Annotated in this window: 20 protein-coding genes; 11 read left to right on the top strand and 9 right to left on the bottom strand. The window is 73.1% G+C overall.

The features are described 5' to 3' along the window. Positions 1-169 precede the first annotated feature (169 nt). The 7 genes from ACL02T_RS32560 (at position 170) to ACL02T_RS32530 (ending at position 9,559) form a co-directional block, all read left to right on the top strand. The gene (locus ACL02T_RS32560; RefSeq protein ID WP_412834658.1) at positions 170-1,705 is read left to right on the top strand and encodes a 4Fe-4S dicluster domain-containing protein; all 1,536 of its coding nucleotides are present in this window, start codon (positions 170-172) and stop codon (positions 1,703-1,705) included. A gap of 52 nt (positions 1,706-1,757) precedes the next feature. Beyond that, the gene (locus tag ACL02T_RS32555) at positions 1,758-4,667 is read left to right on the top strand and encodes a molybdopterin-dependent oxidoreductase (protein WP_412834657.1); all 2,910 of its coding nucleotides are present in this window, start codon (positions 1,758-1,760) and stop codon (positions 4,665-4,667) included. Continuing rightward, on the top strand, positions 4,664-5,815 hold the full coding sequence (locus tag ACL02T_RS32550; RefSeq protein WP_412834656.1) for an Mrp/NBP35 family ATP-binding protein: 1,152 nt from the start codon (positions 4,664-4,666) through the stop codon (positions 5,813-5,815). The genes ACL02T_RS32555 and ACL02T_RS32550 overlap by 4 nt, the downstream gene beginning before the upstream one ends. A 181-nt stretch (positions 5,816-5,996) precedes the next feature. Beyond that, a complete protein-coding gene (locus ACL02T_RS32545) occupies positions 5,997-6,836 on the top strand; it encodes a sulfite exporter TauE/SafE family protein (protein WP_412834655.1) in 840 nt (279 codons plus the stop codon). Continuing rightward, entirely contained in the window at positions 6,833-7,432 is a 600-nt protein-coding gene (locus ACL02T_RS32540; RefSeq protein ID WP_412834654.1) for a class I SAM-dependent methyltransferase, read from the top strand. The genes ACL02T_RS32545 and ACL02T_RS32540 overlap by 4 nt, the downstream gene beginning before the upstream one ends. Positions 7,433-7,714: 282 nt before the next feature. Further along, a complete protein-coding gene (locus ACL02T_RS32535; protein ID WP_412834653.1) occupies positions 7,715-8,644 on the top strand; it encodes a fumarylacetoacetate hydrolase family protein in 930 nt (309 codons plus the stop codon). A 354-nt stretch (positions 8,645-8,998) separates the two neighbouring features. Continuing rightward, entirely contained in the window at positions 8,999-9,559 is a 561-nt protein-coding gene (locus ACL02T_RS32530) for a carboxymuconolactone decarboxylase family protein (protein WP_412834652.1), read from the top strand. A 194-nt stretch (positions 9,560-9,753) separates the two neighbouring features. Here ACL02T_RS32530 and ACL02T_RS32525 read toward each other — a convergent pair whose 3' ends face one another. Both ACL02T_RS32525 and ACL02T_RS32520 read right to left on the bottom strand, forming a co-directional pair. Continuing rightward, positions 9,754-10,062, bottom strand: a complete 309-nt coding sequence (locus tag ACL02T_RS32525; protein ID WP_412834651.1) for a hypothetical protein — start codon at positions 10,060-10,062, stop codon at positions 9,754-9,756. A gap of 237 nt (positions 10,063-10,299) precedes the next feature. Beyond that, entirely contained in the window at positions 10,300-10,527 is a 228-nt protein-coding gene (locus ACL02T_RS32520) for an alpha/beta fold hydrolase (protein WP_412834650.1), read from the bottom strand. A gap of 279 nt (positions 10,528-10,806) precedes the next feature. On the opposite strand from ACL02T_RS32520, the gene ACL02T_RS32515 reads away from it, so the two are divergent. After that, positions 10,807-11,286, top strand: coding sequence for a hypothetical protein (locus tag ACL02T_RS32515; protein WP_412834649.1), 480 nt, complete (start codon positions 10,807-10,809; stop codon positions 11,284-11,286). Between the two features lie 28 nt (positions 11,287-11,314). Here the strand turns inward: ACL02T_RS32515 and ACL02T_RS32510 are convergent, their stop codons facing one another. Then, complete coding sequence (locus ACL02T_RS32510; protein WP_412834648.1) at positions 11,315-12,001, bottom strand: DUF899 domain-containing protein; 687 nt, start codon at positions 11,999-12,001, stop codon at positions 11,315-11,317. A 260-nt stretch (positions 12,002-12,261) separates the two neighbouring features. Here ACL02T_RS32510 and ACL02T_RS32505 point away from each other — a divergent pair, with 260 nt between their 5' ends. Continuing rightward, positions 12,262-13,284, top strand: coding sequence for a TerC family protein (locus ACL02T_RS32505; RefSeq protein ID WP_412834647.1), 1,023 nt, complete (start codon positions 12,262-12,264; stop codon positions 13,282-13,284). 3 nt (positions 13,285-13,287) lie between these two features. Here ACL02T_RS32505 and ACL02T_RS32500 read toward each other — a convergent pair whose 3' ends face one another. The 3 genes from ACL02T_RS32500 to ACL02T_RS32490 all read right to left on the bottom strand — a co-directional run bounded on the left by ACL02T_RS32500 (position 13,288) and on the right by ACL02T_RS32490 (position 15,036). Further along, entirely contained in the window at positions 13,288-13,593 is a 306-nt protein-coding gene (locus ACL02T_RS32500) for an antibiotic biosynthesis monooxygenase family protein (protein ID WP_412834646.1), read from the bottom strand. 25 nt (positions 13,594-13,618) lie between these two features. Next, a complete protein-coding gene (locus ACL02T_RS32495) occupies positions 13,619-14,368 on the bottom strand; it encodes a gamma carbonic anhydrase family protein (protein WP_412834645.1) in 750 nt (249 codons plus the stop codon). Between the two features lie 167 nt (positions 14,369-14,535). Further along, complete coding sequence (locus ACL02T_RS32490) at positions 14,536-15,036, bottom strand: Lrp/AsnC family transcriptional regulator (protein ID WP_412834644.1); 501 nt, start codon at positions 15,034-15,036, stop codon at positions 14,536-14,538. Between the two features lie 144 nt (positions 15,037-15,180). Here ACL02T_RS32490 and hppD point away from each other — a divergent pair, with 144 nt between their 5' ends. Continuing rightward, complete coding sequence (gene hppD / locus ACL02T_RS32485; protein WP_412834643.1) at positions 15,181-16,386, top strand: 4-hydroxyphenylpyruvate dioxygenase; 1,206 nt, start codon at positions 15,181-15,183, stop codon at positions 16,384-16,386. Between the two features lie 55 nt (positions 16,387-16,441). On the opposite strand, the gene ACL02T_RS32480 is transcribed toward hppD, so the two are convergent. The 3 genes from ACL02T_RS32480 to ACL02T_RS32470 all read right to left on the bottom strand — a co-directional run bounded on the left by ACL02T_RS32480 (position 16,442) and on the right by ACL02T_RS32470 (position 18,948). Further along, a complete protein-coding gene (locus ACL02T_RS32480; RefSeq protein WP_412834642.1) occupies positions 16,442-16,750 on the bottom strand; it encodes a YciI family protein in 309 nt (102 codons plus the stop codon). A gap of 481 nt (positions 16,751-17,231) precedes the next feature. Beyond that, a complete protein-coding gene (locus tag ACL02T_RS32475) occupies positions 17,232-18,113 on the bottom strand; it encodes a universal stress protein (RefSeq protein ID WP_412834641.1) in 882 nt (293 codons plus the stop codon). Between the two features lie 145 nt (positions 18,114-18,258). After that, the gene (locus tag ACL02T_RS32470) at positions 18,259-18,948 is read right to left on the bottom strand and encodes a universal stress protein (RefSeq protein ID WP_412834640.1); all 690 of its coding nucleotides are present in this window, start codon (positions 18,946-18,948) and stop codon (positions 18,259-18,261) included. 307 nt (positions 18,949-19,255) lie between these two features. Here ACL02T_RS32470 and ACL02T_RS32465 point away from each other — a divergent pair, with 307 nt between their 5' ends. After that, complete coding sequence (locus ACL02T_RS32465; RefSeq protein WP_412834639.1) at positions 19,256-19,522, top strand: hypothetical protein; 267 nt, start codon at positions 19,256-19,258, stop codon at positions 19,520-19,522. Positions 19,523-19,730: the final 208 nt, after the last annotated feature.

Here is a 19,730-nt window from a genome sequence, read left to right as displayed (position 1 = left end):
TGGAGACGGCGCGATCGCGGGCGAAGGACCGTCCTCGGCAGGACCAAGGCCCCGGTCCGTCGGGTACGGCCACGGGCACACTCCGAGGTGGACGGGGCGCCGCCGTGCCTCGCGGTACCGCGCCGCGCCCGCCGGCTGTCGCTGCTCCTGACCCTCCGGATGGTGACCGATGAGGTACGGCTTCGCGATCGACCAGCGCACCTGCATCGGCTGCCACGCCTGCACCGTGGCGTGCAAGACCGAGCACGAGGTGCCGGTCGGGCAGTTCCGGACCTGGGTCAAGTACGTGGACAAGGGGACGTTCCCGAACAGCACGCGCGAGTTCGGCGTGCTGCGGTGCAATCACTGCACGGATGCACCGTGTGTGACCATCTGCCCGACGGGGGCGTTGTTCACGCGGGACGACGGGATCGTCGACTTCGACTCCGACCGCTGCATCGGCTGCAAGAGCTGCATGCAGGGCTGCCCGTACGACGCCCTCTACATCGACGAGGACACCCACACCGCGGCGAAGTGCAACTTCTGCGCCCATCGGATCGACCAGGACCTCGAGCCGGCCTGCGTGGTGGTCTGCCCGACGCACTCGATCTGGGTCGGTGACCTGGAGGACCCCGGCAGCGGCATCTCCCGGCTGGTCTCGGGCAACGCGGTCACCGTGCGCGCCCCGGAGCAGGGCACCGGGCCGAACGTCTTCTACCTCGGCGCCGACCGGGCCGTGCTGGACCCGCTGGTGGCACCGGTGGATCGCAGCTATGTCTTCTCCTCGCCCGACCCGCAGCGCCTCGACGTCGCCGCCGACCTGGCAGTGGATCCGGTCACCCGGTCGCACACCACCCTGAACACCGCCCACCCCCGGCCGTGGGGCTGGCGGGTGACCGCCTACCTCTGGGCCAAGGGGGTCGGGGGCGGAGCGGTGCTGGTGGCCGCACTGGCCGTGCTGCTCGGTGTCGACCTGGGTGTGCTGGTCACGCTCGTCGCTCCGGCGCTCGGTGTCGCCGGGACCGCGGCAACGGGTGTGCTCCTCGTCCGGGACCTCAAGCGCCCCGAGCGCTTCTACTACCTCCTGACGAAGTCGAACGTCCGGTCCTGGCTGGTGAAGGGCGCCTACGCGCTGGCCGCCTTCGCCGCGGTCTCGGGCATCTGGCTCTTGCTGGGGATCGGCGTGGAGACCGGGGTGATCGGCTCGGCGAGGACCGCGTTCACGGTGCTGGCGGTGATCGGCGTCCCGACCGGGGCGATGGTCGCCGGCTACACGGCGTTCCTGTTCGGTCAGGCCGAGGGCCGGGACCTGTGGCAGTCGCCGTTGCTGTTCTGGCACCTGATCGTCCAGGCGGTGATGGTGGGCGCGGGCGCCCTGGGGGTGGCCGCGCTCGCCGCCGGGACCGCCGCCGACGGCCTTCGGCTGATCGCCGCCTGCCTGACCGTCGCGACGGTCCTGCACGTACTGATGCTCCTGGGGGAGTACGGCGGGCGGCACGCCACCCGGCACGCGACCGTCGCGGCGCACATGGTCCTCCGCGGCCGCTATGCGCGGCAGTTCTGGGGCTCGGTGGCCGTGGCCGGCGCGGCGGCGGTGCTCGCCGCCGTCGGCTGGGCCACCTCCGTGCTCGCCCTCCTCGCCCTCGCCGGGCTGGCCGTGCAGGTGGCCCTGCTGATCTACGAGTCCGTGTTCGTCCGTGCCGGGCAGGACGTGCCGCTGTCATGACCGGCCGCAGTCCTGGTCCGGCGCCCACCCCTCACACCACGCGAGGCCCGCGATGACCGACACCGCTCCCGCGACCCACCCGCAGACCGCACCCGCCGCACCGGCTGCGCCCACGCCTGAGGCCCGTCCGGACACACCCGTCGGCCACCCACTGCCCGGCGCCCGCACCCACGAGCACCTGCACAACTTCCCACCGGTCTCGGAGTGGGACGACCACGTCCAGTTCGACCCGAAGGCGCACCCGCGCAAGGTGCCCCGGTCGTACATGCTCGTGCCGACCACCTGCTTCAACTGCGAGTCGGCCTGCGGGCTGCTGGCCTACGTCGATAAGGACGACCTGTCGATCCGCAAGCTCGAGGGCAATCCGGCCCATCCCGGCTCGCGGGGCCGCAACTGCGCCAAGGGGCCGGCCACCGTCAACCAGCTCGGCGACCCGGAGCGCATCCTGCACCCCCTGCGGCGGGTCGGCGAGCGCGGCGGCGGGCAGTGGGAGCAGGTCGGTTGGGACACCGCCCTCGACGACATCGCCGGGCGTATCCGCCGGGCGATCGTCGACGGGCGCCACGAGGAGGTCATGTACCACGTCGGCCGCCCGGGCGAGGACGGCTTCGCGGAGCGGTTCCTGCAGGCCTGGGGCGTCGACGGGCACAACAGCCACACCAACGTCTGCTCGGCCGGCGCCCGGCTCGGCCAGACGCTGTGGGGCGGTTACGACCGGCCCTCCCCGGACCACGCCCACGCGAACGTCATCCTGCTGCTGTCCAGCCACCTGGAGACCGGCCACTACTTCAACCCGCACGCGCAGCGGATCCTGGAGGGCAAGCAGGCCGGGGCGAAGCTGGTCGTGCTCGATCCGCGGATGTCCAACACGGCCGGCCACGCCGACGTGTGGCTGGCGCCGTGGCCGGGCAGCGAGGCGGCGATACTGCTCGCCGTCGCGTCCCATCTGCTGCGCACCCGGCGGATCGACGAGCCCTACCTGCGGCGCTGGTTCAACTGGCAGACCTACCTGCGCGAGCGGCACCCGGACGCCGAACCCACCTTCGAGACCTTCCTGGACCGGCTGGAGGCCGACTACGCCGGGTACACCTTCGCGTTCGCCGCGGAGGAGGCGCAGGTACCGGCGACGAGGATCGAGGAGATCGCGGAGCTGGTCGCCGGCTGCGACCATCGCCTCGCCGCGCACGTCTGGCGCTCGGCCGCCGCCGGCAACCTGGGCGGGTGGCAGGTGGCCCGCGCGCTGTGGTTCGTGCTCGCCCTGACGGGCTCGATCGGCACGGTGGGCGGGACCAGCCCCAACGGCTGGAACAAGTTCATCCCGCACGGCCCGGACGTCCCGGCCCACGACCACTGGAACCCGCTGACCTGGCCGGCGGAGTACCCGCTGGCGACCAACGAGATGTCGATCCTGCTGCCGCACTTCCTGGAGGAGGGTCGCGGCCGGGTCGAGGTCTACTTCTCCCGGGTGTTCAACCCGGTCTGGACCTATCCGGACGGCTTCGCCTGGATGCGGGCGCTCTCCGATCCGGAGAAGATCGGCCTGCACGTGGCGCTGACCCCCACGTGGTCGGAGACCGCGGAGTTCGCCGACTTCGTGCTGCCCATGGGCCACGCCGCCGAGCGGCACGACACCCACTCCTACGAGACCCACTCGTCGAAGTGGCTGGGCTTCCGGCAACCGGTCCGCCGGGTCGCGATGGAGCGGCTCGGGCGGGAGGTCACCGACACCCGGGAGGCGAACCCGGGCGAGGTGTGGGAGGAGAACGAGTTCTGGATCGAGCTGTCCTGGCGCATCGACCCGGACGGCTCGCTGGGCATCCGCCGGCACTTCGAGTCCCGGTACCGGCCGGGGGAGAAGGTCACCGTCGGCGAGTACTACCGGTGGGTCTTCGAGAACCGGGTGCCCGGCCTGCCCGAGAAGGCCGCCGCCGAGGGCATGACGCCGATGCAGTACATGCGCCGCTACGGCGTCGTCGAGGTCGCCTCCGACGTGTACCGCCAGGACGAGCGCCCGCTCGCCGCCGAGGAGCTGGCCGGGGCCGAGCCCGACGCCGAGGGCGTGCTGCGCAAGCCCACCGATCTCGACTCAGTGCCGCCGCTGATCGGCGAGGCCGGCTCGGTCGGCGTGCGGCACGCGGACGGCAGCGTCACCGCCGGCTGGCTGACGCCGTCGCGCAAGCTGGAGGTCTACTCCACCACGATGCGGGACTGGGGTTGGGAGGAGCACGCCACCCCCGGCTACATCCGCTCCCACGTGGCTCGCGGGGAGATCGACCTGGAGGCCGGCGAGCTGGTCCTCGTGCCCACCTTCCGGCTGCCCACGCTCATCCACACCCGCTCGGGGAACGCCAAGTACCTCAACGAGATCGCCAACTCCCACCCGCTGTGGCTCAACTCGCGCGACGCCCGTCGGCACGGTGTCGGGACCGACGACCTGGTGCGGCTGTCGACCTCCGTGGGGCACCTCGTCGCCCGGGTCTGGGTGACCGAGGGCATCCGACCCGGTGTCTGCGCCCTGTCCCACCACATGGGCCGCTGGCGGTTGCACGGGAACGAGGGCAGCCGGTGGGTGCAGGGCCTGGTCGACATCAGCCATCCGGACGGGCCGGAGACCTGGCTGCTGCGCTACCGGGGCGGTGTGGAGCCGTTCGAGTCCGAGGACCCGGACTCCTCCCGCATCTGGTGGACCGATCCCGGGGTGCACCAGAACCTCGCCTTCGGTGTCCAGCCCGACCCGTGGTCGGGGATGCACTGCTGGCTGCAGAAGGTGCGCATGACGAAGGCCCAGCCGGGCGACCGGTACGGCGACGTCTACGTGGACTCCCGCCGCTCGCGCGAGGTCTACCGGGAATGGCTGGCCATGACCCGTCCCGTGCTCGGCCCGGGCGACCAGCGCCGGCCCGAGTTCCTGATGCGGCCGGTCAAGCCCCGTCGCCGCGGCTTCCGGGCGGCCCGGCCGTGACCGCGGTGCTCGGCCGGCGTGCCGGCACCGAGGTGGCCGTCGATCAGGTCCGCGCCGCGGTGGCCGCGGTGACCGATCCCGAGCTCGGTCTGCCCCTCGGCGAGCTCGGCATGGTCGGGGACGTGCGCGTCGGCCGTACCGGACGGGCGCAGGTCACCGTGCGGCTGACGACGCCGAACTGCCCGCTCGCCACCGAGCTGACCACCGCGGTGGCCCACGCCGTGCGGCAGGTGCCGGGCATCCGACAGGCCACGGTCCGCACCGGGGCGATGAGCGTCCGGGAGCGCACCGAGCTGGCCGACCGGCTCCGGCGCCGCAGGGCGCCCGCGGCCGGCTCGACGCCCGGTGGCCGGCAGCCGGCGGTGTACGCGGTCGCCAGCGGCAAGGGCGGGGTCGGCAAGAGCACCCTGACCGCGAATCTGGCTGCGGCGTTGGCCGCACAGGGCAAACGGATCGGGGTGGTCGACGCCGACGTCTGGGGCTACTCCCTGCCCCAGCTGTTCGGCGTCCGGCGCAGCCCGGTCGTGCTCGGCGGCGCCATGCTGCCGGTACCCGCGCACGGCGTCCTGCTCATGTCGGTGGGCTTCTTCGTCGACGACGACAGTCCCGTCGTCTGGCGCGGGCCCATGCTGCACAAGGCCCTGGAGCAGCTCCTCCGCGACACGCACTGGGGCACCCTCGACGCCCTGCTGGTCGATCTCCCGCCGGGAACCGGAGACGCGGCGCTCTCCCTGACGGAGCTGCTGCCGGACGCCGCGCTGCTCGCGGTGACGACCCCGCAGAAGACCGCGCAGGTCGTGGCGCGACGGATGGTGCGGATGGCGGCGGACGCCGGGATGCCGATCGCCGGGGTCGTGGAGAACATGTCCGCGTCGATCTGCCCCGGCTGCGGTGGGCGGTCCACGCCCTTCGGGGACGGCGGCGGCGCCCTGATCGCCGAGGAGTTCGGCGTCCCGCTCCTCGGACGGGTGCCGCTGGACGCCGAACTCCGCCGCGCGGGCGATGCCGGCACGCCCGTCGTGCTCGCGGCACCGCAGGCCGCCTCGGCGTGCGAGCTGACCCGCATCGCCGCCGCCCTGCCGTCACCGCGGCGCAGCATCGCCCGCCGACCGCTTCCGCTCGAGGTCATCCGTTCACCGGGTGGCTGACCTCCGCTGCACGCCGGCGCGGCGCCGAGGAACCGGTCCAGATCCTGCGGGACCTCGGCGGACGTCTGAACCACGAAGGGCCACCGATGACACCTCCTGACCGCTCCGTTCAGGTCGACCCCGCGCGGGCCGGCGCCGCCGCGGCGGTGTGCCGCCCCGGGCCCCCCGGCGCGGTCGCCTGATGCTCGCGCTCGCGGCGGCGCTCGGCGTCGTCATGGGCGTCGTCATCGGGGGCCTGGGCGGTGGCGGCGGCGTGCTGACCGTTCCCGCCCTCGTCTACGTGCTCGGGCAGAGCGCCCAGGACGCGACGACCAGCAGCATCATCATCGTCGGCATCACCGCCTCGGTCGGCGTCCTCGCGAGGATCCGCGGCGGAGGCGTCGACTGGCGCACCGGCATCGCGTTGGGCCTGGTCGGCGTCCCCGCCGCCTACCTCGGCACCCTGCTCAACCACCGGGTGAGCCAGTCGGTCCTGCTGCTCGCCTTCGCCGGACTCGCCGTCGCCGCCGCCGTGGCGATGCTGCTCGACGCCCGCGGCGCGCCCGACCACCCCGCGACGGAGCCCGGGCCGCAGGCCGCGACCGGACCCGCGCCCGCGACGGGGGGAGCGACGGCGCTGGACCTCCGCCGGAGTGCGCGCCGGAGGCTCGTCGTGACCGCGGCCAAGGTCGCGGCGTGCGGCGCGGCGGTCGGGTTCCTCACCGGGTTCCTCGGGGTGGGCGGTGGCTTCCTCGTCGTGCCCGCGCTGGTGATCGTGCTGCGGATGCCGGTCGGACTCGCGGTGGGCACGTCGTTGCTCGTGATCGTGCTGAACTCGGTGTCCTCGCTGGCCTCGCGGTTCGGGGACCTGCACCTGGACTGGCACGTGGTCGCGCCGTTCACGATCGCCGCGGTCCTCGGCACGTTCGTCGGCAAGCTGGTCGCAGACAAGCTGTCGGGGGACACGCTCACCCGGGCCTTCGCGATCCTGCTCGTCGCCGTCGGGACCGTCGTCGGCGTGCAGAGCCTGGTCGCCCTGTGAACGCCGACGGCTGGGACGAGCGCTACGCCGCGACCGCCCTGCTGTGGTCCGCCGGGCCGAACCGCACGGTGGTGGACGAGGTGGAGGGGCTGTCCCCGGGTGCCGCGCTCGACCTCGGGGCGGGCGAGGGCCGCAACGCGCTGTGGCTGGCCGAGCAGGGCTGGACGGTGACGGCGGTCGACTTCTCCGCAGTGGGGCTGGACAAGGCACGTGCCGCGGCCGAACGGCGTGGTGTCACTCTCGAGACCGTCGTCGCGGACGTCACCGCCTACCGGCCGCGGCGGGCCTATGAGCTGGTTCTCCTGGCCTACCTGCAGCTGCCGTGGGAGCAGCTGGCGGGCGTGCTCGCCACCGCCGCGGCCGCGGTCGCTCCGGGCGGGGTGTTCCTGCTGGTCGCCCACGACGCGAAGAACCTGAGCGAGGGCGTGGGCGGGCCGCCCGACCCGGCGGTGCTGCAGACCCCCGAGCAGGTCGCCGCTGCGCTCACCGGTCTGCGGGTCGAGCGCGCCGAGCGGATCCGGCGGCCCGTCGAGGTCGACGGCGAGACGCGCTACGCGATCGACACCCTGGTCCGCGCGAGCGCCCCGGCCGGCTGAGGAACGCGCCACCTCCGCCGGCCCCTGTGATCGGTGGTGCCGGAGGGCGTGCGGCTCGTCCAGCAGGTCTCGGTCCGTCGCGCCCGCTTCGAGGACGTCCTCGGGTTCTACCGTCGGTTCCGTGTCCCGAGATCCGCCTCGACAGGATCGTGTCGCACGGCAACTCGATCGGGTGTACTTCTACGATCCCGAGGGCATTCGCTGCGAGGTCCACTCGCCGACGGGCGCCTGGGTGGAGCAGCACTGCGCATCCGCTCTGAGCAGCAGTGGAGGGACGTCGAGATGAGGTTCGTACGCTATGCGACGGAGGGTGCGGCACGGGTCGGCCTGATGGACGGCGACGTCGTGCGGGTCCTCGACGGCGTCTCCGACCTGCTGCCGCTGATCGAGGCGGGTGGCTCCGCCCTCCGGGACACCGGAGCGGCCGCGCGGCGGCACGGAGCCGGGGTCCCGCTCGAGGGCCTCGTCCCCCTCGCCCCGATCGCCACGCCTCCGACGTTCCGCGACTTCTACGCCTTCGAGCAGCACGTGCGGGCGGGACGGGCGTCGCGCGGCCTGGAGATGGACCCAGACTGGTACGAGCTGCCGGTGTTCTACTTCTCCAACCCGTATGCGGTGACGGGGTGCGGTCCGGTGCCCATGACGCCGGGGACGGAGCGTTTCGACTTCGAGCTCGAGGTGGCCGCCGTGGTCGGAGGCCGGGGCCGGGACCTGACGGCGGGTGAGGCGGACGTGCTCGTGGCCGGCTACTGCGTGCTCAACGACTGGAGCGGGCGGGACGTTCAGCACCGCGAGATGGCGTTGTCGATGGGGCCGGTGAAGGGCAAGGACACCGCGACCGGGCTCGGGCCCTACTTCGTGACGCCGGACGAGATCGCCGACTTCCGCGAGGGGAACGGATACCGCCTCGAGATGACCTGCAGCGTCAACGGCGTGACGTACTCCAAGGCCGTGTGGTCGGACGTCTACTGGTCCTTCGGCGAGATGATCTCCTACGCCTCGCGCGGCACCGAGGTGCGACCCGGCGACGTCATAGGCTCAGGCACCTGCGGGACCGGGTGCATCCTGGAGCTGTCCCGCACCCACGACTCCGCGACGTACCCGTGGCTGAAGCCCGGTGACGAGGTCGTTGCCTCGATCGAGGGCCTCGGGAGCCTGGTCAACACCGTCGTCGAGCCCGCCGCCGTCATCCCGCTGCGACCCGGGGGCTGACCATCCCGACGTGCCCGACATCGGCCGGCCGTCGCAGAGACCGAGCTGACCCGGCTTCCAGCTGATCCACCTGCACGGCGACGCCCCTGCCGACCTCGGACCCGAAGACGGGCGGTCGCGGACCGCTGGGTGTGCGAGTGGCGTCGGGATCGAGCCGGTGGGCCCGGAGTAGTGGGGCGATGCCGGCCGGCGCGCCGGCCCGTCGTGGTCCACTGTCTCGGACAACGTGGCCGGCTCGACAACGTGGCCGGCTCGACAACGTGGCCGGCTCGACAACGTGGCCGGCTCGACAACGTGGCCGGCGAGCGCGATGCGCTCCTCCGCTGCCTGGTTGGCCCGACGACTGGAGACCCCGTGACCGAGCCCGAGGACCTGGCCCGCCGACGCCGTGCGGTCCGCGAGGCGATCCTGGGCGGACCGCGGGCGGCAGGGCCCCAGCACTTCGACCTGGTGGCCCCGGACGGCACGCTGCACGGTCCGTTCGAGCTCATGGTCGAGGTGCCCGGGGTGGGCGGCCCGCTCCAGGCGCTCGGCGCCGCGATCCGCTACGAGACGTCGCTGACCGGGCGTGAACGCGAGATCGCCGTTCTCGTCGTGGCCCGCGTGACCGGGAGCGCCTTCGAGCGCTACGCCCACGAGCGCATCGGCAGGGCGATCGGTCTCACGGAGGACGAGATCGAGGCACTGCGGCGGGGGCGGCCCGCAGTCGGCACTCCCCGGGAACAGGAGATCGCCGCCTTGAGCGCACACCTCGCCACTCGCCCCGAGCTAGCGGCCGCCGACCGGGCGGAGCAGGCTCCGAACCTGGACGACCAGACGGTCATCGAGGTCACCGTGCTCGCCGGCTACTACCGGATCCTCGCCCAGATGATGGAGCTGGCCGGGATCGGCGCCCCGCCGTCGTCGCTCGGGTAATCCGCCAGGCGGATGACCATTCGAGGAGCAGAACACCTCTGTCGGCAAGGGGTACGAGGGGTCCGGTGGCAGTGCCTGCCGCCTGCCCGACCAGCGGTTCCGGCCGGGCGGCGGCGTGGGGGCACCGAGCAGGCGGTGAGTACGCGAAAGGCGCTGGAGGTCGAACTCGACCGAGTCCGCGAGGTCGGGCCGGTTCACGGCCGGCCGCGCTGGTCCTTGGCACGTCGACCGCACCGCGCGATGCCGCGGACCATCGAGCCGCGAGACGAGTGTGGTGCCCCCGCGGCGCCTACCGCTTTGCGTCCTCGGCGATGATCGCCGCGAGCTCGACCGCCGTGCCCGGCGTCCACCTCAACCGTACGGGAGGCGTAGCTGGCGAACCCGCGCTGGAGGGCGACCGAGAACTGCTTGTCCTGCAAGGTGAGCACGTAGGTCGACGGGTGCTCCTGCCAGCCGAGGGCGGTCGCCTTCTCGGCCGGGGTGCCCAGGGCGTGCCGGCCCATGCGGTCGAGGGCGGGGGCGGCCTGCTCGTCCGTCGCGTCGTGGTAGAGCGTGCTGCGGGCGCCCCCGGGTGGGGATAGCGGTGCCGTCCTCCGCAGGGACCAGGCTCGCCGAGAGGTCCCCGGCGGGAACGGGGTCGCGCGCGAGAACGTCGCCGATCGCCTCGCCGGCCTGCGGTAGCACGGCACAGACGTAGACGAGCCGGGCGACGTCGGGGTTGTCCGCGGCCGCGCGCGTGATCACGGCCCGCCGTAGGAGTGCCCGACGAGCACGGCCGGCCCGTCGAGCGCAGCGAGTGCGTCCCGCACCACCTGGGCGTCCGAGTCGAGGGTGCCCTCGGCCGACCGGCTCGTGAGGTCCACCGTCGTGGCGCGCACGCCGTGCCGGTCGCGCTCGGCGACGACCTCCTCCCAGACCCATGCACCGATGAAGGCGCCGTGCACGAGCAGTACGGGTGCAGTCATCATCGTCGGCGGCTCAGCGGCCGCGGTGTGGGTGGGCGGACGTCGTCCGGTCGTTGTGGTCAGGCCCCTGAGGAGCGCCCGTCCCTGCGGCGGACGGGGGAGGAGCGGCACGGCAGTCGGTCAACGTCCCGGATCGTGTGCCCACACCCCGAGGAGCGTGGGGAGCAGCGACGGGGCCCGAGCGGTGTGCCGCGGGTCCGCGTGACCGCCGGGCAGGACCCGGCTCCGACGGAGCGCACACGCCGTCCGCCTCGCCCTCCCGGCTCGTGCTATCACTTTGCGGTGGGCGCGAGGCCGGGTCGTGACGACGCCGAGCACGGCGTGCTGCGCCTCGCCCTGGCCACCTCCACCCTGCACAACTCCGCCGCCTTCGGCTTCTCGATCGCGATCACCGGCTCCTTCGGCGTGGTCCAGACCGTCGTCGGCTCGCCGGCCGTGCTCACGATCCTGGTGTTCGCGGTGTCGGCCGCGGCCGCCCTCGGGCTCGTCGAGGCGGTGGTGACGAACGGGTTCCGCGTGCGGGTGAAGGCGGTGCCGGCCGAGGTCACCATGCTCGCCACGGCACAGAACCTGGTGTCGGTCGCGCTGGCGATCCTCGCGGTCACCGGGGTCGCGGTGCTGCTGCGCAGCTGGGCCGCGTGGCCGGTCGGAGGGGCGACCGCCGCGCTGGTCTACCTGTTCGCCGAGAGCGCCGAGATGGTGCTCGCCGAGGTGGTGCAGCGGCGCCGCGGCGACCCCGAGGCCGAGAGCGAGGAGGGATGATCCCGCCGGAGGCCCTCGGGTGCGGCCCTCAGCCGGTGGGTCCGTACGCCGCCGCGACCTCCTCCGGTCCCACCCAGCGGCTGTAGGTCGGGCCCTGCGGCCAGCCCGGCGGGGAGTCCTGCCACACCTCCTGGCGACCGTAGGGCAGCAGGTCGACCAGGGCGAACAGGTAGCTCAGCTGCTCGGTGCCGCGGCCGTTCGTGTGCCAGGTCCGGTAGACGGTGTCGCCGTCGCGCAGGAACACGTTGACCGCGAACCCGCCGCCGGGTGGGGCCCCGACGTCCGAGCCGAACGGGCTGGTCGCCGTCGAGTACCAGGTCATCGTGTTGCCGACCCGGCGCTTGTAGGCGAGTGCCTCGTCGATCGGGCCCTGGGTGACGACGACGAAGCGGGCGTCGAACTTCGCCAGGCCCTCGAGGCGGGTGAACTGGGAGGTGAAGCCGGTGCAGCCGCCGCACTGCCACTCCGCCCCGTCCTCCCACATGTGGTGGTAGACGATCAGCTGCGGAGCGTCGCCGAAGACGTCGACGAGCCGCACCGGCCCGTCCTCGCCCTCCAGCACGTAGTCGGGCATCTCGACCATCGGGAGCCGCCGGCGCTTCGCGGCGATGGCGTCGAGCTCCCGGGTCGCGGCCTTCTCCCGCACGCGCAGCGCGGCGAGTTCCTTCTCCCATGTCGCGGCGTCGACGACGGGCGGCAGTGCGGACGCAGTCATGGATACTCCTTCGGGACCGGGTGTACCCCGGGGCAGACCGTGCGGCGGCCGCGAACTCATCGGCGGCGTGGCGCCCGGGGTCGCCCGACCCCCGAGGGGGATCCGGACAATTCGGGCCGGGTCGGGTAGCGTGGCGCGAACAGGGGAGTATCCCGGCACGCGTACGTCGTCAACACGATCGAGACCGACCTCGATCCGGCGCGCTCGGCCCGTCCGCGGGTGGGGGAGACCTGGTCGGCTCGTCCTGCCCCGGAGGCTTAGTGGACATCCCCGTCTGGGTCTGGCTCGTCACCGTCGGCGTCACGATCGTCTTCTTCGTCGTCGAGTTCCTGGCGCACGTGCGCACGCCGCACGAACCCACCATCCGTGAGTCCGCCCTCTGGTCGGCGTTCTACGTCGGCCTCGCGCTGCTGTTCGGCGTGGGGATCGGCCTGGTGAGCGACTGGGACCACGGCGGCGAGTACTTCGCCGGCTACCTCACCGAGAAGGCGCTCTCGGTGGACAACCTCTTCGTGTTCCTCCTGGTGATGACCGGCTTCGCGGTGCCGCGTGCCTACCAGCAGAAGGTGCTGCTCATCGGCATCGTGATCGCGCTGGTCATGCGCGGCGGGTTCATCGCGGTCGGGGCCACGCTGATCGCGAACTTCTCCTGGATCTTCTACCTCTTCGGCGCGCTGCTGCTGGTCCTCGCCTGGCGTCAGCTGCGGCACGACGACGGGGAGGACCCGGGCGACAACGCCGTCACCCGCTGGTCGCGCCGGGTGCTGCCGGTGACGGACGACTTCCACGGGGACAAGCTGCTCACGCGGGAGAACGGGCGGCGCATGGTCACGCCGCTGTTCGTCACCGTCGTCGCGATCGGCGTCGTCGACCTGATCTTCGCGGTCGACTCGATCCCGGCCATCTACGGGCTCACCGAGGAGGCGTACATCGTCTTCACGGCGAACGCGTTCGCGCTGATGGGCCTGCGCCAGCTCTACTTCCTGCTCAGCGGTGTGCTCGCGCGCCTGGTCTACCTGGCGCAGGGGCTGGCCTTCATCCTGGCCTTCATCGGGGTGAAGCTGATCTTCCACGCGCTGCACGTGAACGAGCTGCCCTTCGTCAACGGCGGCGAGCCCCTGCTCTGGGTGCCGGAGATCCCCACGTGGCTCTCGCTCGTCGTCATCGCCGCGACCATCGCGGTGGCCACCGTCGCGAGTCTCGTGAAGACCCGTGGCCGGCTGCCGGAGAACGCGTCCGACGGCGGCGCGGACCGCTCCTCCGAGCAGCAGCACCGGCGCTGACGGCTACCCCTGGGCATGCGCCTGGATCACCACCTCGTGCCAGGTGATCACGCTGTCGCCCTCCTGCAGTCCCTCCATCCGGGCCCGGGTCTCGGCGAACGTCTCGTCCTCGTGCCAGGCCTGCCAGTCCGCACGGCTCTGCCAGGTCCCGACGACGACGCGCCGGTTCTGCCCGTCCAGCGGGATGAGGAGCTGCCCGCCCACCCAGCCGGTCCGGTCCTGCGCGGCCGCGAGCCGGTCCCGCATCGCGCCGTCCCACTCGGGCTCGCTCCCGCGTTTCAGGGTGATCTCGGTGACGACGGTCATCATCTCGACTGCTCCCTCGGTCCCGGTCCTACAGGTACCTCCCGTCCGCGGTGACCCTGGTCGAGGAGGGCGGGTGCGTCCTGGGGTCGTGCCCGCCGTCCTCGGGCTCGTGTTCGAGCACGTCGCGCTGGCTCGGCAGGAGCACGGTGTCCCGGTTGTGCAGGGCCAGGGCGCGGGCGTAGCGCCGGGCGATGTCGGGCATCGGGGTGTCGGTGGCGCCCACCCCGAACACCGTGCCCGCGTAGTCCAGCGGGCCCAGCAGATCCCGGATGCGGTCCCGGTCGTCCGGGGCGACCAGCTCGGCCGGGTCGCCACCCGCGAACCAGCCCATCGGCACGAACGTGCCGGCCGGGACGCGCGTGTTCACGTGCACCACGGCGTGGAAGTCGATCTCCGCGCCGATCTCGACGCGAGCGCCGTTGAACACCACGGCCCCGGTCGCGATCCGGCTGTCCCCCTCGATCACGCAGCCGGTCAGGGACGCGTGCGGGCCCACCAGCACGTGGTCGCCGAGCCGGGCCGGGTGCCGGGCGACGCCGCGGACCACCGCGTTCTCCATGATCACGCTGTGGGCGCCGATCTCGACCGGTCCGCCCTCGGCCGTGATCACGGCGCCGAACAGGACCCGGCTGTGCGGGCCGACGGTCACGTCCCCGCACAGCACCGCGTTGGGTGCGATGTAGGCGGACTGCGCCACCCGCGGGCTCTGCAACCGGTGCCGGACGAACACCGCGTCGCGGCCCACCGGCCGTGGGGGTGGCTGGTACTCCTCGGCCATGTCGGCCTCCCGATGGACGCGGAACGAGCCGGGACCGGCGTGACCCGCCGGCGCGCCCCGGCCGGACCCTGCCGGTTCTCGAGCGGAGGGCCATTGTCCTCGGGTCCCTCGGGGCCGACAAGGTGCGGACCCAGGGCGCCGTGCGGGCCGCAGGGCTCCGTCCGGTGTCAGTCCCTGCGGTAGGCGGGGGCGCGGTGCGGCGCCCGGCGCGGGGCGCTGGCCAGCAGGGGGCCGGTGCGGGGCGGCACGACGACGGAGAGCACCACCACGCTCGTCGACCGCCCGACCGACGGAGACCGGTTGAGCGCGAGCAGCGCCTGCTGGAGGTCCTCGTGCGAGGAGGCGGCGAGCCGGCAGAGCACGTCGGACGAGCCGGTGGTGGCATAGGCCTCGAGGACGGCGGGCTGGGCGGCCAGCTCGGCGGCGACGTCGTCGAGCGCGCCCTGCGCGATCTCGAGGCTGACGAAGGCCTGGACGCCGTGCCCGGCCGCGGCGAGATCCACCTCCGGGCCGTAGCCGGTGATCACGCCCGCACGCTCGAGCCGGTCGAGGCGCGCCTGGACGGTGCCGCGGGCGACCCGCAGCGTGCGTGCGAGCTCGAGGACCCCGACGCGCGTGTGCTCGCGCAGGGCGGCGAGCAGGTCGACGTCGAGCGCGTCGAGTTCCATGTGGGCGGACTGTACAGCTCACGGCCCGGTCGACGGGCCGGGATGGGCTGATCGGCCAGCTGGGATCGGCGCCGTTGCGATCAGTCCGGGTCCGGAGTGTCCTACGTGTGCAGCTGTGCGCAGCGCCGCCCCGAGGAGGCCGTCGTGAGCATCGACCACACCCTCACCAGCCAGGAGCGTCTCGCCGACCTGGATCTCGACCAGCTCCGCCGGCTGGTCGGCCTCGTGGAGCACGACCACGAGGCCGACCCCTTCCCGGTCACCGGCTGGGACGCGGTGGTCTGGGCCGTCGGCAACGCGACCCAGACCGCGCTCTTCTACCAGCTGGTCTTCGGGATGGAGCTGGTCGCGTACTCCGGTCCGGAGACCGGCAACCGCGACCACCAGGCCTATGTGCTGCGCTCCGGCGCCGTCCGGTTCGTCTTCCAGGGGGGCGTCGACCCGGCGAGCCCGCTCCTCGATCACCACCGGCGCCACGGCGACGGCATCGTCGACATCGCGCTCGAGGTGCCGGACGTCGACCGCTGCGTCGCGCACGCCCGTGCGCAGGGCGCGACGATCCTCGTCGAGCCGCACGACGTCGCCGACGAGCACGGCACCGTGCGCACGGCCGCGCTCGCCACCTACGGCGAGACCCGGCACAGCCTCGTCGACCGGTCCCGCTACACCGGCCCGTACCTGCCCGGCTACGTCGCGCGCACGTCGACCCGCGTGCAGCCCGAGGGCGAGCCGCGACGGCTGTTCCAGGCGCTGGACCACGTGGTCGGCAACGTCGAGCTCGGCCGGATGGACGAGTGGGTCGACTTCTACCACCGGATCATGGGCTTCACGAACATGGCCGAGTTCGTGGGCGAGGACATCGCCACCGAGTACTCCGCGCTGATGAGCAAGGTCGTCGCCTCGGGCGACCACCGGGTGAAGTTCCCGCTCAACGAACCGGCCGTGGGCCGGAAGCGCTCGCAGATCGACGAGTACCTGGCCTACTACGGCGGCCCGGGCGCCCAGCACCTCGCCCTGGCCACCGACGACATCGTGCGCACGGTCGACGTCCTGCGGGCGAAGGGGGTCCGGTTCCTGGACACCCCGGCCTCGTACTATTCCGACCCCGCGTTGCGGGCCCGCATCGGCGAGGTCCGCGTGCCGATCGAGGAGTTGCAGACCCGCGGGATCCTGGTCGACCGGGACGCCGACGGCTATCTGCTGCAGATCTTCACCACGCCCCTCGGCGACCGCCCCACCGTGTTCTTCGAGCTCATCGAGCGGCACGGCTCGCTGGGGTTCGGGAAGGGCAACTTCAAGGCGTTGTTCGAGGCCATCGAGCGGGAGCAGGCCCGGCGCGGCAACTTCTGAGCCGCCGTGCGACCTGCCCGCCCGACCCCGCCCGACCACCGGCGGCGGCCGAGCCCTACGCCTGACCGGTGAGCGCGCCCGCCGCCGGGCCGATCGGGGGCACCCACTCGCGGATGTCGGAGGAGGCGACCACACCCGCCGTCGTGAAGGGGTCCTTGTCCGCGATCGCCTGCACCGCCGCCTTGTCCTCGGCGCGGAAGACCAGCAGGCCGCCCGGAGCCTCGCCCGGCGCCCACGCCCCGGCGACGAGCAGCGTCCCGTCGTCGACCAGCTCGCGCAGGAAGTCGCGGTGGGCGGGGCGGGTGGCGTCCCGCAGCTCGGCGTCGTCGGTGTAGGTGTAGATCAGGGCGAAGGTCGTGGCCATGCCGCCGATCCTCGCACGCGGGCCCCGCGCGGGAGGACCCTGCGCGGGGGATGACGCGGGTGCCGGCCCCGGAAGGGCGATGCCGTGAGGAACGCATCCAGCAGGCCGGCCGCCCGCTGGCGGTGCAACGAGCGAGTCCTGCCCCGGATACTGGTTCGTCCGGCTCGTCGATCGGACGAGGGACGGCGGGCCCGGACGCGTGCCCGGCCCCGTCGTCGTCCTCGCACGCCCCGCAACCGCCCGGTCGTTGACCGAGGCGCCGTCGTCCACAACTCTCCCGGTGCCGGTGCCGGTGCCGACGCCGACGCCGTCGCGGTCCCGGCCGCGCTCGACCGATTGCCGAGGTTCCGACGCGCGCCGGACCTCGCCGCGCTGGCCGCCCGGGCGCACCGGGCGCTGTCCGAGGTGCACATCGCCGGCGTGGACACGAACCTCGAGGGGGCGAGCCTCGGCATGCCGACGCCGGGGTCGACGTCGTGGCTCACCGTTGGGCCGGCTCGGAGTCGTCGACTTCACGTACGGGGGGCACGACGAGTACCGGCAGGTGGGCGTGGTGCAGCACCGCCATCGCTGTGCTGCCCAGCAGGACCTCGCGCAGCGCCGAGCGCCCTCGTGAGCCCACGACGATCACGCCGGCACCCAGGCTCCGCCCGTTCTCGATCAGGACGCGCGCGACGGCCCGGCCCCGGCCGGGCATCGGTGGCGGTTCGGGCGCGAGAACCGTCCTCGCCACGGCCGAGGGCATCGTGACCGGCGGAGCGCACGCGGGCTCCGCCCCGACGGACACCGCGATCATCTCCCGATCCGGGAACAGGGCGGACGCCGTCGCCGCCGCGGCCCGGGCGCCCGACGAACCGTCCCAACCGAGCACGACCGAGCCGGCGTCGGCCTGCGACCGGTCGTCGCTGACAAGCGGATGGGGCACCACCAGCACCGGGTGGGTGCTGTGGTGGACGAGCAGATCGGTGAAGCTGTTCATGAGCGCGTTCGGCCCGGTCAGGCCCCGGGTCCCGACGAGCAGGACATCGGGACCCACCTCTTCGGCCAGGCTCGCGAACCGGTACCCGTCGCCGCCGAAGCTGCGCCGCACGACCGCGTCGGCGGTCCACCCCACTGCCTCTGCCTGCACGACAGCGGTCCTGACCAGGCGGTCGGCCTCCGCGGCCCCTTCGCGTTCGAGCAGGTCGACGAGCTCACCGGCGGTGCCGGCGACGAGTGACAGCCGGTGGCGCAGCGGTGGGCTGGCGAACGGCGGGGTCCACAGATGCGCGACCGTGGCCTCGGCCGAGGGCAACAACCGGGCCCCCACCTCGATGGCCGCGAGAGCGGCCGGGGATCCGTCGTAGGCGATCAGGACGCGCATCTGCAGAGGGCTCCTTTCTGCCCGGAGCTCGTTCGGGTTGTCGTCGGAGGCGTGCGCTCGGCCTAGTCCGCCCTCGGCCCGGGCTGTCGCGTCCCGGACGTCCCGGCCCGCCGTGCTGCGCGGCTCGCGGGTGGTCGCGTCGCCGTCATGGGCCGCCCTGGCGACCGATCACGGCACGGTCCTCGTCCGCTGCGCCACTCCCGGCCGGTGGTACCGGCCGTCCGGCCAGCAGGACGGGAACCGGGGAGCGTTGGGTCAGGGACCGGGCGACGCTGCCGAGCAGCCGGTGGGACAGGCCCCGGCCTCGGCGGCCGATGACGAGTGCGTCGGCCTGTTCGGTCGCCGCCGCCTCGAGCAGCACGAGGTCGGGCTGCCCGCAGAGAACCTCGAGCACCGGCGCGGGGCCGTCGGCGGGCAGCCAGGCCGCTCGCGTGGCCAGAAGCTCGTGCAGTTGGTGCTGGCGGGCTGTGTCGGTGAACTCGGCGACGTCCGGGTCGGCGACGGCGGCCAGGACGATGCGGGTGTGCGCGGGGTGGAACAGCCGGCCCGCGTCGCGTACGGCCTGGTCGGACTCGATCGACCCGTCGACCGCCACGAGCACGGTCGTCCGTCCGGCGACGACGGGCCCCTCGGACGAGGCGGAGCGTTCGAGCACCCGGCTGGATCGTCGGCCTCGTTCCATGGCGATGGGGACGAACAGCGGGCCCAGCGCCGCTCCCAGGAAGTACCAGGTGGGGCTGTGGTACCCGTGCCGCCCCAGGAACAGCAGCGCCGAGCCGAGCCCGAGCAGCAGCCACAGCAGCACGACGAGGAGCACGAACGACGAGGTCGACATCGGGACCCTTCGGAACGGTCGAATCGGGCAAATCCACCCTGCCATCGTGATCCCGAGTGTTCCAGGGGCGACGGTGCCGCGCGCACGGGACGTTCGACCCGATGAGGACCGGCACGGGTGTCGCGGTCCCACGCCGACGGGCTCTCCCGGGTCGCGAGCACCGTCCGCCGCGACGGCCCCTGCTGTGGCCCACGGTCCTCCATTCGAGTGGTGCGGACACGGCGAGGGGCGCGGTGTGGGGGTGTGCCGGTGTGTACGTAGTTCTCCCCGCTGTGCACGGCGCCTCCGGGCGCGGACCCTCGTCCGCATGACGATCCGCCCGGTTCCCGCGGCGGCCCGGCTCACCGGGACGGCGCCGGAGATCCCGCCGCACGACCGGGTCCGTTTCCGGACCGCGGCCCATCACGCGCGCCGGCTCTACCCCGGCTGCGTGGGCGAGCTCCTGCACCGGGAGCTGCTCGCCTACGCCGAGTTCGGGCACCTCTTCGACCGTGAGGCCCTGGTGCCGCGGCTCGCCACGGAGATCCTGGCCTGCCCGCTCCGTCCCGCGCACGAGCATCAGCCGGGGGCGTAGGCACTCCGGTCCGGCGTCCCGGCGCCGTGGAGGGACGCGGCGTCGCGGTCGAGTGGGATCCGACGGGGGAAGCAGAGCACCTGTTCGGCGCAGTCTGCTCGCGCAGAGTGACGAACTCGGCCGAGATCGCTCACGGACGAGTTATGGAGGTGATCGGCCGGGGTAGGCCGGTCTTTCGTCTCCCCAGTCAGGCCGACTCCCGAGAAAG

The organism is Pseudonocardia oceanicola (assembly GCF_047200735.1).
Lineage (GTDB): Bacteria > Actinomycetota > Actinomycetes > Mycobacteriales > Pseudonocardiaceae > Pseudonocardia.
The sequence above is the reverse complement of the archived record's forward strand: the minus strand, read 5'-3'. Positions and strand labels throughout refer to the sequence as shown.